At 64.1% G+C, this 12,970-nt stretch carries 7 protein-coding genes; all 7 read right to left on the reverse strand.

Annotation, left to right across the window (positions count from 1 at the left end; translation table 11 throughout):
- Nucleotides 1–30 precede the first annotated feature (30 nt).
- The 7 genes from gghA to glgB are packed head-to-tail and all read right to left on the reverse strand — an operon-like array spanning nucleotide 31 to nucleotide 12,969.
- Entirely contained in the window at nucleotides 31–2,397 is a 2,367-nt protein-coding gene (gene gghA / locus LX81_RS06190) for a glucosylglycerol hydrolase (protein ID WP_111536440.1), read from the reverse strand.
- 16 nt (nucleotides 2,398–2,413) lie between these two features.
- A complete protein-coding gene (locus LX81_RS06195; RefSeq protein ID WP_111536441.1) occupies nucleotides 2,414–4,045 on the reverse strand; it encodes an alpha-D-glucose phosphate-specific phosphoglucomutase in 1,632 nt (543 codons plus the stop codon).
- A gap of 10 nt (nucleotides 4,046–4,055) precedes the next feature.
- Complete coding sequence (gene malQ, locus LX81_RS06200) at nucleotides 4,056–5,939, reverse strand: 4-alpha-glucanotransferase (RefSeq protein ID WP_111536442.1); 1,884 nt, start codon at nucleotides 5,937–5,939, stop codon at nucleotides 4,056–4,058.
- A complete protein-coding gene (gene glgX, locus LX81_RS06205; RefSeq protein ID WP_111536443.1) occupies nucleotides 5,936–8,029 on the reverse strand; it encodes a glycogen debranching protein GlgX in 2,094 nt (697 codons plus the stop codon). The genes malQ and glgX overlap by 4 nt, the downstream gene beginning before the upstream one ends.
- Complete coding sequence (glgA, locus tag LX81_RS06210; RefSeq protein WP_111536444.1) at nucleotides 8,026–9,453, reverse strand: glycogen synthase GlgA; 1,428 nt, start codon at nucleotides 9,451–9,453, stop codon at nucleotides 8,026–8,028. The genes glgX and glgA overlap by 4 nt, the downstream gene beginning before the upstream one ends.
- Nucleotides 9,450–10,715: a glucose-1-phosphate adenylyltransferase gene (gene glgC, locus LX81_RS06215; RefSeq protein ID WP_111536445.1), complete on the reverse strand. Its 1,266-nt coding sequence runs from the start codon at nucleotides 10,713–10,715 to the stop codon at nucleotides 9,450–9,452. Before glgC ends, glgA begins: the two co-directional genes overlap by 4 nt.
- A 49-nt stretch (nucleotides 10,716–10,764) precedes the next feature.
- Nucleotides 10,765–12,969 carry a 1,4-alpha-glucan branching protein GlgB gene (gene glgB, locus LX81_RS06220; protein WP_111536446.1) on the reverse strand — a complete coding sequence of 735 codons (2,205 nt, stop codon included), beginning with the start codon at nucleotides 12,967–12,969 and terminating at the stop codon, nucleotides 10,765–10,767.
- Nucleotide 12,970 lies beyond the last annotated feature (1 nt).

Genomic DNA, 12,970 nt, shown 5'->3' on the forward strand with positions numbered 1-12,970 from the left:
GGCCCGATCCGGGCTACCCAACTGCGCATATCATCCCCTTTCGAACACCAGGCCCATGGAATCGCGCAGAACGATCTCGCCACCTTCGTAATCGGACCCGATCGGCGGCGTTCTCAGGATGCAGCGCCAGCCATCCCCTTCGAGGCCGGGAATGGGCAGCGAGAGGGGATCGAACGGATCGCTCTCTCCGCCCTCCATATGGGTGATCGTGAAGATCTCCGATGAGGGGCCCTTCCGGTAGCAGGTGAAGATCGTACGCCCATCCACCGGCTGAAGGTAGTCGAAGTGGTCGTCGGGCCCGAGATTATCGCGCAGCCAGGAATTGGCCCTGCGGAAGCGCCGCAGCCGCAGCATGAAGTTCGTCTGCGCGGAATGGAGCGCCGAGACGGAGTTCGACACGTTGCAGTACTCGTGCATGTCGTCCATCCAAGCGCGCGCGATCCGCTTCAGATCACCGATGGTGAAGTATCCCGGCCCGGCCAGCGGCGGCTCCACTCCGTTCAGAAGTTTTGCAATGTGATCGAGATCGTACTCGGTGACATCGACCAGCGCCGGCAGGAACTCGAAGAACCGCGCGAGATCCGAGCGGGTCTCAAATCCGAGCTCCTTGAGGCGCCGGAAATTGCCCGGCACCGAATAGGAATAGCTGTCGACCTGCCACTTGAGACTGATCGCCTCTTCCGCCACAACCTTGACGCCGTAGCGGTCGTCCTGATTGCGGATGAAGCCCCAGTTCGCGCGCGCCGTCGCATTGAGAAAATCCATCGGCACGCCCGGAAACGCGCCATAAGTCAGGACGCTGACCGCAGGGTTGTCGTAGGCCTTCTCGAGGATTTCCTTCTGCGTATCGCCTAGGCGGGTGTTGATGTTGAGCTTCGGGTTGACCTGTGTACCCCGTCGGAGCGTGTCGTGGTTGGCGGTGCCCGAGATCCAGTTCGAGCCGCGCGACAGCATCTCCCTGATCCTCCACCATTTCGACAACCAGTAGCCGTAGATGAAGGGCGTATTATGCGCGAAGGTGAGCGGTCCCCACTGGAACACGTCGTCGTCCGTCTGGGTCTCGATCACCGCACGATAAGTCGAGCTCAGCTCCCAATCCTCCTGCGGCCACGGCCGCCCGTCCTCGAAGACGAACCAGGGGCGGTACTGCACCCCGGCCACTTCCTGCACGATGTCCGACATGCACTGTAGGTAATCGTCGTCGTGCTTCAGCTTCTGCTCGCCCGGATCCCACCATTTAAAATCCTGCGCGCCGTCGACACGGACGCCGTCCGCCCCGAAATCCACTTTACGCCGCTGCATTTCCAGGAGGATCGCCCGCACCGCCGGATTGCGGTAATCGAGGTTCTGGCCATACATGTTCGGCCCGGCGAAGAAGTGGTGGTTCAGCGCCTTAAGACCCTGATTGTCGGCATGGCCGAAGACCACGTCGAGGATCAGCATCTTTGGCTTGCCCGGGAAATTGTGGAGAGCCGCCGCGAAATCGATGAGTTCGTCCGGCCGCCCGCTCTCCAGCAATACGGGATTGACCGTGGCCATTCCCGAGATGACGATGTCGTAGCCCCAATTGGTGGTATCGGGTCGGACAAGGTCGATGACGAGCTGGCCATCATCCGTCACGGGCGCCTCGGACCAGAAATCGAGCCCTTGTTCGTGCACCGTCGTCGGTTCGACCGGCAGGAGCTGCACCGCATCGTAGCCGAGGAAGATCTCGTCCATCGGGTCGATGGGGAGATCCTTCTCCACCCGCTCGGCCAGCCTGCGGTATTGGCGCGTAAGGCTCGCGAGGGATCCACCCGCCGTTGCGGTCGGGACGTGGATCTGGAGAATGTTGACCGGGGGGCCGAACTTGTGCGGCGCGTCACCGGCGAACCGTTCGAAATAGGCGGCGTCGGCACGGTTGGCCTGCATGGCGGCCACGTCGTAGAGTTCGGCGGGCGCGAAGGCGCCGAACGGCAGAGACATCGCCAGCGGATCGAGGATGCGGTGCCATCGATCCTGCGGATCGCGCCACACGAGCGCGTAGAAATCGCCCCCTGCATCGCGGTTGCCGGCCCGCATCCCTGTTGCCGCGGCAAAGGTATGCGCCTCGTAGCGTGCCACGGGCAACAGGATACGCTCGAACGGCACCTCTTGGTGGGATCGCGTCAGATCGAGCGGCCCGAACGGCGACGAGATCTCGAGGAATACGTCGCCATCGGGGATGCGGTGGTCGAGCAGTTCGGGTGTCCAGAATCCGAACGTCGCCAGTTCGCCGTCGTACTGGCCACCCATTGTTCTGGCGATACGCTCATGCGCGTCGAAAGCGGTGGGCGCCGTCGTGAGCGCCAGGCGGCATTTGTTCGCCAGTCCCTCGGCAGCGTTCATGTCCGCGGCGACGCGATCCTTCAATCCCATTCCGTGCGTTCCTTCCTCAGGCACGCACGTCCGGCTCGTCGCGCCCGGTTTTCTCCGTTATGCCGGCGATCTCGTCGGCGGCGGCGATGATGTCCGCGAGCGCGTCCTGCGTATCCTGCCCGAAGCGAGCGGAATCTTCCGTCTCGTCCTCGAGATAGACCCTGAGCGTGGCACCCTGCGTTCCGGTCCCAGATAGGCGGTAGACGATCCGGCCGCCACCCTCGAAGAGAATTCGGATGCCCTGATGTTCGGCGACCGAGCCGTCGACCGGGTCGGTATAGGCGAACTCGTCCGCCGCTTCGACCCGGCGCCCCGCGATCTCGGTCCCCGGCAGATCGGCGAGCTTGGCACGAAGGTCGTCGAACATCGCATCGGCGATCCCGGTTTCGACGCCTTCGTAATCGTGCCGGGTATAGAAATTACGCCCGTAGTCCGCCCAATGCTCGTTCATCAGAACGTCCACGGACTTGTCCGTCGCGGCCAGGATGTTGAGCCACAGGAGCACGGCCCAGAGGCCGTCCTTCTCGCGCACGTGATCGCTGCCCGTGCCCGCGCTCTCTTCTCCGCAGATCGTGATCCGACCGTCATCGAGAAGATTGCCGAAGAATTTCCAGCCCGTCGGCGTCTCGAAGCAGTCGAGCCCTTTCTTGCGCGCCACGGCGTCGAGCGCACGGCTCGTCGGCATGGAGCGTGCGACGCCCTTCAGCCCATTTTCGTAGGCGGGTGCCCGGTGGGCATGGGCCGCGAGGACCGCGACACTGTCGGATGGCGTGACGTAGCGACCCGGCCCCATGATCATGTTGCGGTCGCCGTCGCCGTCGCTTGCCGCGCCGAAATCCGGTGCGTCCTCGGCCGACATCAGCGAGACGAGTTCTTCCGCCCAGATCGGGTTCGGGTCGGGATGACCCCCGCCGAAATCGGGCTTGGGCCGCGCGTTGATCACGCTCCCCGACTTCGCGCCGAGGCGATTCTCGAGGATCTCCCTGGCGTATGGCCCGGTGACCGCGTGCATCGCGTCGAAGGCGATCCGAAAGCCCCCGTCGAGGAGCCGCCGAATGGCCGGGAAGTCGAAGATCTGCTCCATCAGGTCGGCGTAATCCCTGACGGGATCGATGACCTCGATCTTCATTTCCCCAAGCGTCGTCTCGCCGAGCGTCTCGAGATCCACATCCTGCGCTTCCACGATGCGGTACTCGGAGATCTCTTTCGTCGCAGCGAAGATTCGGCCCACGACGGTTTCCGCCGCGGGGCCGCCATTGGGCGTGTTGAACTTCACCCCGAAATCCTCGTCCGGCCCGCCGGGATTGTGGCTTGCCGACAGGATGATGCCGCCATCCGTACCGCGCTTCCGGATCAGGTTCGACGCGGCGGGCGTGGACAGCAGCGCCCCCTGCCCGACGATCACCTTGGCCGCACCGGAGGCTGCCGCCATCCGCAGGATCACCTGCGCGGCGCGGTCGCTGAAGTACCGGCCGTCGCCGCCCAGGACCAGCGTCTTGCCGTCCACCCCGCCGATCCCGTTCCAGATCGACTGGATGAAGTTCTCCAGGTAATGCGTTTCCATGAAGGTGCGGGTCTTCTTCCGCAATCCGCTCGTCCCGGGCTTCTGGCCCTCAATGGGCTTCGTCGGGATCGTCAGGATCTCCATCTCGTTCCTCCTATCTGTCGACCTCGGACATGATCTGCGCCGTCCGTTTAACCGCGTCGAGCCGTCCGAGCGTGCCGGCGTCCTCTCCCACGCGCCTACGCCAATTCGGATGGTCGTCGACCGTGCCGGGGAGGTTCGGCTGCTCCACCTTGCCGAGAATGTCCTCGATCTGGAGCGCGACGAGGCGGGAGGTCGTGCTGCCCACGAAGCGGTGCATCGCATCGACGCCGGCGTTCTGCAGCATCCGGTCGAGCGTCTCGACCTCCTCGCGCCGCTTTTCCATCGATTGCCGATGCGTCTCCACATCCATCGAACCGAGATCACGGCGCCAGTCGATGTCGCGGCCTTCCCGCCAACCGAGCCAGGTCGGAAGGTCATGCGTGCTGAACGAGGTCAATGCCTCGGTGGTGTAGTGTTCGGGGTCGCGGAAGCTCGGGCGGTAATGTTCCCAATGCTGCTCGAACTGCACGACGCGGCAACCGAGGATCCCTGCATCGCGGAGCGCCTGCTGCAAACCGTCGGGGATGTTGCCCAGATCCTCGCCGACGATCACCGCGCCCGCACGCGCTGCCTCGATCCGCGCCACGGCCAGCAACGCGTCGCGCGGCATCCGAACATAGGCCCCGGGGATCCCGTCCTGCACCGGCACCCAGAAGGCGCGGTCGAAGCCGAGGATGTGATCGATGCGCAGGATCTTCGCATGTGCCAATTGCCGCCGCAGGATCGCGGAGAGGGGACGGAACCCTTCGGCGATCAGCGTATCGGGTCGCAACGGCGCGAGCCCCCAGCTCTGTCCATCGGAAGAGAAGGCGTCCGGCGGGGCCCCGAGCGAGACGTCCCGCGCGAAGAGCTCGGCATCACCCCAGGTCTCCGCACCGGCCGGATGCGTACCCACGGCCAGGTCGAGATAGAGGCCGTAGGTCATCCCCGCCTCCTTCGCCGCCTGTTCGACCTCGGCAAGCTGCCGGTCCGCCCGCCGTTGTAGCCAGGCGTGGAAGTCGAGCCGCTCCGCATTCTCTTCCGCGAAGGTTTTCGACGCCTCCGTATCCGGGCTGCGGTACTCTTCGGGCCAGGCGGGCCAGTAGGAGCCGAACCGTTCCGACAGGGCCTGATGCAGACAGAACCTTTGTAGGTCCGCATCGCCGTCACGTCGCCAATCGCGCGCGTCGTCGGACGATGCGCGCCGCCATTCGGCCTCGAGCGCCTTCATCCGGATGGGGATCGCCGTCCCGTAGTCGATGAGCGCCGCGTCGTCGCCATCACCGGCCTCCTCCGCCGCGATGTATATTGTCGAGAGCCGTCCGCGGTGGGAGGGGGAATAGGGACTGATCGCATTCGGATCGGCGGGAAACCCTGCATGGATCGGATTGACGCCCACGAATGCGGCGCCCGCCCGGCCGAGCGACCCGACGGCCTCGGCAAGATCGGCGTAGGTCCCGATCGCGCCATCGCGGCCGATCCCGTAGAGCGGCAGCGTGACGCCCCAGCAGCGTGGCGGCTCTGGCAGACGTGCGGGCGCGCAGAGAATCCAACCCGTCGCGCCCTCGCATCTAATCTCGTGGACCCCGAGGGGCAGCTCGCCGAGTTCGCCGCCCGATCCCCTGCGCGTCGAGCCGTCCTCGAGCAGGATCTCCCATTCCCGCTCGCCGATCGACTCGATCCTGTCGAACGACCCGACATCGACGATCGTGTAGTCCGGGATCGGCCTGCCGGCGTCGCGCTCCTTCAGCATCTCGAGGTGACGCGCGGCACCGACGGGACCCGTCGGAACGCCCATCGCTTCGAGAAGCGCATCCCGCGTGAGCGCAGAAATCTCGTGCACGGTCCCCGTCGCGTCCCGATACTCCGGAACTATTCCAAGGCGACCGGCAAGATCGTCTCGCGGATCAATCATCGGTTCTCGTCGTCCAGGGTGAAGACCGCGACCGCGTTGGCAGGCATCTCGATCGTTCCGCGAGAATGCTCCTCCGTCATGTCAGGGCGCGTCGTGTCAATCCTCCAGACCCAATCCAGACCTTCCGTGGGTTCGGGCAGTTTCGTCTCGACCGCCTCGCCCGCGTTGAAGACGATGAAGATCGCGCTCTCCGTCTCGGCATAGAACGGGGTGCCGCTGGCCATCCGAAGCTCCATCGCGATGCAGTTCAGGCCCGGATCCGTCCAGTCCTCGTCGCGCATCTCCTCCCCATCGGGACGCCACCAGAACAGGTCCTCGCGCCCATCGACCGCACGCTCGCGGGCATGGAGGAACATCTTCTGCCGCAGGACAGGGTGATCCTTGCGGAAACGGATCAACAGGCGGGTAAAGGCGTGGAACTCCGGATCGAAGCTCTCCCAGTCGATCCAGCTGATCTCGTTATCCTGGGAATAGGCATTGTTGTTGCCCGATTGCGAATTACCCGCCTCGTCGCCCGCGAGGAGCATTGGCGTTCCCTGGCTCAACATGAGCGTCGCCATCATGTTGCGCTTGCGCTGCGCACGTTCCTCGAGGATCGCTTTCTTGTCCGTCGGACCCTCGACGCCGAGATTATCGGAATAGTTTTCGCCGTGGCCGTCCTTGCCGTCCTCGCCGTTCTCCTCGTTGTGCTTCTCGTTGTAACTAACGACATCCTCGAGAACGAAGCCATCATGCGCGGTCAGAAGGTTCACAGATGCCGTCGCGGGACGGCCGGAATGGTCGAACTGCATCGCCGAGCCGGTAAGACGGTCGGCAAGCGCCGGAGCCTCCCCTTCGTCGCCGCGCCAAAAGCGGCGCACGGTGTCGCGGTACTTGTCGTTCCACTCCATGAAGGGGGGCGGAAAAGCGCCGAGTTGATACCCGCCGGGCCCGATATCCCAAGGCTCCGCGATAAGCTTCACGCGGCTGAGGACCGGATCCTGCCGGATCGCGTCGAAGAATGCGGCACCGCGATCGAAACCGCCCTCGTTCACCCGTCCTAGAGTAGAACAGAGGTCGAAGCGGAACCCGTCCACATGCATCACCTTGACCCAGTATCGCAGCGAATCCATGATCATTCGCAGCACCATCGGGTTGTCCACGTTCATCGTGTTCCCGGTTCCGGTGTCATTGGTATAGTGGCGCTTGTTTTCCTCGAGACGGTAGTAGCTCGCATTGTCGAGCCCACGGAACGAGAGGGTGGGCCCCATCTCGTTGCCCTCGCAGGTGTGGTTGTAGACCACGTCCATGATGACCTCGAGCCCGGCGCTGTGGAACCGCGCGACCATCTGCTGAAACTCATTGATCTGACCGTTCGCCATGTAGCGCGGCTCGGGCGCGAAGAATCCGAAGGTCTGGTAGCCCCAGTAGTTCGTCAGACCCTTCTCGTGCAGGAAATGGTCGGTCAAGAAAGCCTGCGCCGGCAGAAGTTCGACGGCCGTGACCCCGAGATCGGTGAGGTATTCAAGCATCGGATCGGACGACATGGCGAGGAACGTGCCCGGATCATTCACGTCCTTCCTCAGGGCCGTCAGGCCCTTCACATGCGCCTCATAGATGACGCTTTGGTGGATCGGCGTGCGCGGCGGCGTGTCGAGACCCCAGGAGAAGGCCGGATCCTCCACCACGCTGCGGGGCATGTAGGGGGCGGAATCGCGCGGATCGAGCGACAGGTCGAGCTGCTTGTGCCCGACGGTGTACCCCATCAATGCCTCGTTCCAGACCGGATGGCCCGTGAGCCGTTTGGCGTACGGGTCCATCAAGAGCTTGGCGGGGTTGAACCGATGACCGTTTTCGGGATCGAAGGGTCCGTGGGCCCGAAGGCCGTAATGCTGGCCGGGCCGCAGGCCGGAGATATAGCCGTACCAGACGTCGCCATCCCGTTCGGGAAGGTCGAACTGATCGAATTCCTCGCCGCTTTCGGCGTCGAAGAGGCACAGAACCATCCGCGTGGCGTTTTCCGAGAAGACCGCGAAATTGACGCCGTCTCCGTCGAAGGTCGCGCCGAGCTGGCCCGGACGGCCTTCGCTGATCTGAAACTTGGATTTCATAGGGGTCGCACGACGCTCCGATAAAGGTCTAGGTATTGCTCGGCCGACTCCCCCCAACCGACCGGATGGCGCATCGCGTTGCGCACCATCCGCGACCACGTATCACGATTTCCGCGGAGGACCACCAGTCGTCTCAGCGCATGCGCGAGACTGTCCCTGGATCCGGGCATGAAGGACAATCCCGTGGCGACGCCCGTCTTCAGCGCGGCGTCGTTCGCGTCGATCACCGTGTCGGCAAGCCCGCCGGTATGGGCCACGACCGGGATCGTGCCGTAGCGAAGCCCGTAGAGCTGCGTCAGCCCGCAGGGCTCGAACCGCGACGGCACGATGATCGCCTGCCCCCCGGCGATCATCTTGTGGCTCAGTATCTCGTCATAGCCGATCCTGACCGCAACGCTTTCGTGCGTCGCGGCGGCATCTCTCCACGCCCGTTCAATCCGGGCTTCTCCGGTCCCGAGAAGCGCGATCTGTCCGCCCCGGTCGAGGAAATCCGGAAGCGCCTCGATAAGCAGGTCGAGGCCCTTCTGCTCGGTCAGCCGCGAGATCACGACCGCGAGCGTTCCATCGTTATCCGGCAGCCCCAGCTCCCGACGCAATGCCGTCGTGGCCCGCGCCTTGCCCCGCTCCGTTCGGTAGGAGATCGCGTGATCGTTCTGCGCGGGGTTCCAGGCGGTCTCGTCGATGCCGTTGAGGATCCCGTGAAGATCATCGGCGCGATGCCGCATGAGCCCGTCGAGGCCCATGCCGAATTCGGGCAGCATCAGTTCGTGGGCATAGGTCGGACTGACCGTCGAAATCCCGTCGGCCCAGACAAGCCCGGCCTTGAGGAAACTCACGTGCCCCCAATACTCGAACCCCTCGCTGGTGAAATCCGCCGGATCGAGTTCGAGCGGCTCCATGAGGTCGGCCGCAGCCAACCCCTGGAAGGCGATATTGTGGATCGTCAGGATCGAGGCCACGTCGATCCCGGACTTCTTGAGGTAGTAAGGCACGAGCCCGGCCTGCCAATCATGACAATGGACGAGATCGGGGGCCCATCCGGGCAGTAGCCCCCGCGCGATCTCCGCCCCCGCCCGGGCGAGCGCCGCGAAACGCTGCGGATTGTCCGGCCAGTCCGTTCCGTCAGGACCGAGGTAGATACCGCCATCGCGGTCGAAGAGATGCGGCGCGTGGAGAACGAACACCCGCAGACCCGCGAGTTCCGCGGAGAGTATTTCCGCAGGTCCACCCTGCAACGCATCGAGACGCGCGATCTGACGGTGATCGGTCAGATACGATACGACCTGCGGATAGCCCGGCAGCAACACCCGCATGTCGACATCGAGCGGCGCGAGCGCGGCGGGCAATGCCCCCGCGACATCGGCCAGACCGCCCGTCTTGACGAGCGGCGCACATTCCGAAGCGACCGACAGGACGCGCATCATCTGGCGGCGGACCAGGCAGCCACCATCGGCTTGGTGATGAGGGTCACGCCGCCCGGCGACACCTCGAAGAACTTCGAATCCTCCTCCGGATCCTCGCCGACGACCATTCCCTCCGGAATCTTGACCCCTCGATCGACGATCACGCGGGTGAGCCGTGCGTGGCGTCCGACGGTGACGTGAGGCAACACGACGGCCTGCTCTAGCTGCGCGAAAGAGTTCGTATGGACATGGGTGAACAGGAGGGACTGGCGGATTTCCGTCCCCGACACGATGCACCCGCCCGAGACGAGAGAGGAGATCGCGATACCGCGGCGATCCGCTTCGTCGTGGATGAACTTGGCGGGCGGCGCTGTCTCCTGGTAGGTCCAGATCGGCCAGTTCGTGTCCCAGAGATCGAGTTCCGGGTCGAAATTCGTCAGGTCGATATTGGCGCGCCAGTAGGCATCCAGGGTCCCCACGTCGCGCCAATAGGCCGACGCCCCTTCGGCGTGACGCACGCAGCTTTCGGTGAACCGATGCGCCTGCGCGCGGCCGTTCTCGACGATGTGGGGAATGATGTCGCCGCCGAAATCATGCTTGCTTTGCACCTGGTCGGCATCCTCGCGCAGCATCTCTCGAAGGAACGACCATTTGAAGACGTAGATGCCCATCGATGCAAGGGTCTGCGTGTCGTCGCCGGGCATGCCGGGCGGATCGGCAGGCTTCTCGAGGAAGGACGTGATGCGCAGGTCGTCATCGACAGCCATCACGCCGAAGGCGGAGGCCTCCTCCCGCGGCACGGTCAGGCAACCGACGGTGACGTCTGCGCCGGTCTCTACGTGTTCCGCGATCATCATCTCGTAATCCATCTTGTAGATGTGATCGCCGGCGAGGATCAGGATGTACTCGATCCCGTAGCTGTCGATGATGTCGATGTTCTGCGTGACCGCGTCCGCGGTGCCGACGTACCACTTGTCCTCCGACACCCTCTGGGAGGCCGGCAGGATGTCGAGATACTCGTTGCGCTCCGCCTGGAAGAAGGACCAGCCGCGCTGGCAGTGCCGGATCAGGGAATGAGCCTTGTACTGGGTCGCGATGGCCATCTTGCGAATGCCCGAGTTCAGAGCGTTCGACAGCGCGAAATCCACGATCCGGGTCTTGCCTCCGAAATAGACGGCGGGCTTGGCGCGATTGTCGGTCAGTTGCTTGAGCCGGCTCCCGCGTCCACCAGCGAGAACAAAGGCCATCGACCTCGTGGACAGCCTGTCATTCGGTTTCTCCATCTCGTCCGTCCCCTCCCGGTTTGATTTTTATTTGAGGCGCCGTTGCAGTTCAGGCGTCCCTGATCAAAATCTGCGTGCTCAGCGGCGGAAGGTAAAGCGTGGAGGATGCGGGCTGGCCTTGGTAGCCGTCCCCGGACGCGGTGATGGCGCCCATGTTCCCACGATCTCCCCCGCCGTAGATCCCGGCATCCGTGTTCAACGCCTCCCGCCAGCGCCCTTCCGCGGGCAGTCCCATGCGGTAATCCACACGTTCGACCGGCGTCATGTTGCAGATCACGGCCACGTCCGGATCCGGCCCGCCCGAGCGCCGCACCCACGAGAAGATCGATTGCTGGGCATCGCCGCCCTCGATCCACTGGAACCCCGAGGGATCGCAATCGAGTGCGTGCAGAGCCGGCGTGGCGCGATAGAGCGTGTTGAGATCGCGGACCAGCCGCTGGATCCCCGCATGACGCGGATCGTCGAGAAGGTCCCACCGAAGCTGGGCGTTATGGTTCCATTCCTGCGGCTGTGCGAACTCGCAGCCCATGAAGAGAAGCTTCTTGCCGGGATGACCCCACATGAACCCGTAATAGGCTCGAAGATTGGCGAACTTCTCCGCCTCGTCGCCGGGCATCTTGCCGAGCATGGAGCCTTTGCCGTGGACAACCTCGTCGTGGCTGATCGGCAGGATGAAGTTCTCCGTGAAGGCGTAATGGATCCCGAAGGTCATCTGGTTGTGGTGATACTGTCGGTAGATCGGCTCTTCGCCCATGTACCGCAGGGTGTCGTTCATCCAGCCCATGTTCCACTTGAAGCCGAACCCGAGGCCGCCTGCATCGACAGGGCGCGAGACGCCCGGAAAGGATGTCGATTCCTCGGCGACCGTCATGATGCCAGGCGCATCGCCGTAGGCCGCGATATTCGCCTTCTGAAGCATCGCGATCGCCTCGTAATTCTCGCGCCCGCCATCCTTGTTCGGCACCCACTCGCCTTCCTTGCGGGAGTAGTCGCGATAGAGCATCGAGGCCACGGCGTCGACGCGAAGGCCATCGACGTGGTATTCGTCGAGCCAGTAGAGCGCGTTCGACACGAGGAAGTTCGACACTTCCGTACGGCCGTAATTGTAGATCAGCGTGTTCCAATCCTGATGGAAGCCCTCGCGCGGATCGGCATGTTCGTAAAGATGGGTCCCGTCGAAGAGGCCGAGCCCGTGCGGATCGGCCGGGAAGTGGCCCGGAACCCAGTCGAGCAGGAGGCCGATCCCCTTCTGGTGCGCCGCCTCCACGAGATTGCGAAATTCGTGCGGTTTGCCGTGACGGATCGTCGGCGCGAAAAGCCCGACGGGCTGGTAGCCCCATGACCCGTCGAAGGGGAATTCGCTGATCGGGAGCAATTCGATATGGGTGAAACCCATGTCGTGGACGTAGCTGACCAACTCCTCCGCCGCTTCCTGGTAGGAGAGCGACCGTCCGCCCTCTTCCATCCGCCGCCGCCAGGACGGAAGGTGCACCTCGTAGATGGAGATCGGCGCCGTGCGGCTGTTGCGGCCGTTCCGCTCCGACATCCAAGCATCGTCCTGCCAGCCGTAGCCGGAGATGTCGCGCACGATCGAGGCGTTCTCGGGCGGATGCTGCGAGCCGAAACCGACGGGGTCGGATTTCAGCGGCTGCATCGTCCCATCGGGGCCGAGGATCTCGTACTTGTACGCCTCTCCCTCGCCGATATTCGGCACGAAGATCTCCCATACACCCGTCGCGCCGCGGCGGCGCATCGGGTGGCGGCGCCCGTCCCAGTGATTGAAAGGGCCGACGACGGAGACGCGCTGCGCATTCGGTGCCCAGACGGCGAAGTGAGTGCCGTACTGGCCCTCATGCTGAAGCACATGCGCGCCGAGCACCGTCCAGATGCGCTGATGCGTGCCCTCGCCCAGGAGATACTCGTCAAGTTCGCCGATCACCGTGTCGAAGCGGAAGGCGTCCTCGAACTCCCACTCGCTCCCGTTCGCGATGCCCTTGAGCCAGTAATGCCCGTCACCCGGGACCTCGCCGGAGAAGACCGCCGCGCCCTCGACGACCCGTTCGAGCGGATGGCTTCCGCTCTCCGTCATCGCCATCATCCGCTCCGCCCCCGGATCGAAGCAGGTCACGTACCGGACGCCGTCCGCGTGGTGCGGCCCCAGAACGGCGAAGGGATCGAGATGCCGGCCCTCGTGCAGGGCCCAGGCATCGTCGGAGGATATGGCGGGAGGCGTGGCGGCTTTGTGCTGTGTCATG

Source organism: Palleronia aestuarii (assembly GCF_003253995.1).
In the GTDB taxonomy this organism is placed as follows: domain Bacteria; phylum Pseudomonadota; class Alphaproteobacteria; order Rhodobacterales; family Rhodobacteraceae; genus Palleronia; species Palleronia aestuarii.

What these genes read in the sequence shown, in the direction of transcription:
- gghA (WP_111536440.1), bottom strand. Translation starts at nt 2,397, where the DNA reads ATGGGATTGAAGGATCGCGTCGCCGCGGACATGAACGCTGCCGAGGGA.
- LX81_RS06195 (WP_111536441.1), bottom strand. Translation starts at nt 4,045, where the DNA reads ATGGAGATCCTGACGATCCCGACGAAGCCCATTGAGGGCCAGAAGCCC.
- malQ (WP_111536442.1), bottom strand. Translation starts at nt 5,939, where the DNA reads ATGATTGATCCGCGAGACGATCTTGCCGGTCGCCTTGGAATAGTTCCG.
- glgX (WP_111536443.1), bottom strand. Translation starts at nt 8,029, where the DNA reads ATGAAATCCAAGTTTCAGATCAGCGAAGGCCGTCCGGGCCAGCTCGGC.
- glgA (WP_111536444.1), bottom strand. Translation starts at nt 9,453, where the DNA reads ATGATGCGCGTCCTGTCGGTCGCTTCGGAATGTGCGCCGCTCGTCAAG.
- glgC (WP_111536445.1), bottom strand. Translation starts at nt 10,715, where the DNA reads ATGGAGAAACCGAATGACAGGCTGTCCACGAGGTCGATGGCCTTTGTT.
- glgB (WP_111536446.1), bottom strand. Translation starts at nt 12,969, where the DNA reads ATGACACAGCACAAAGCCGCCACGCCTCCCGCCATATCCTCCGACGAT.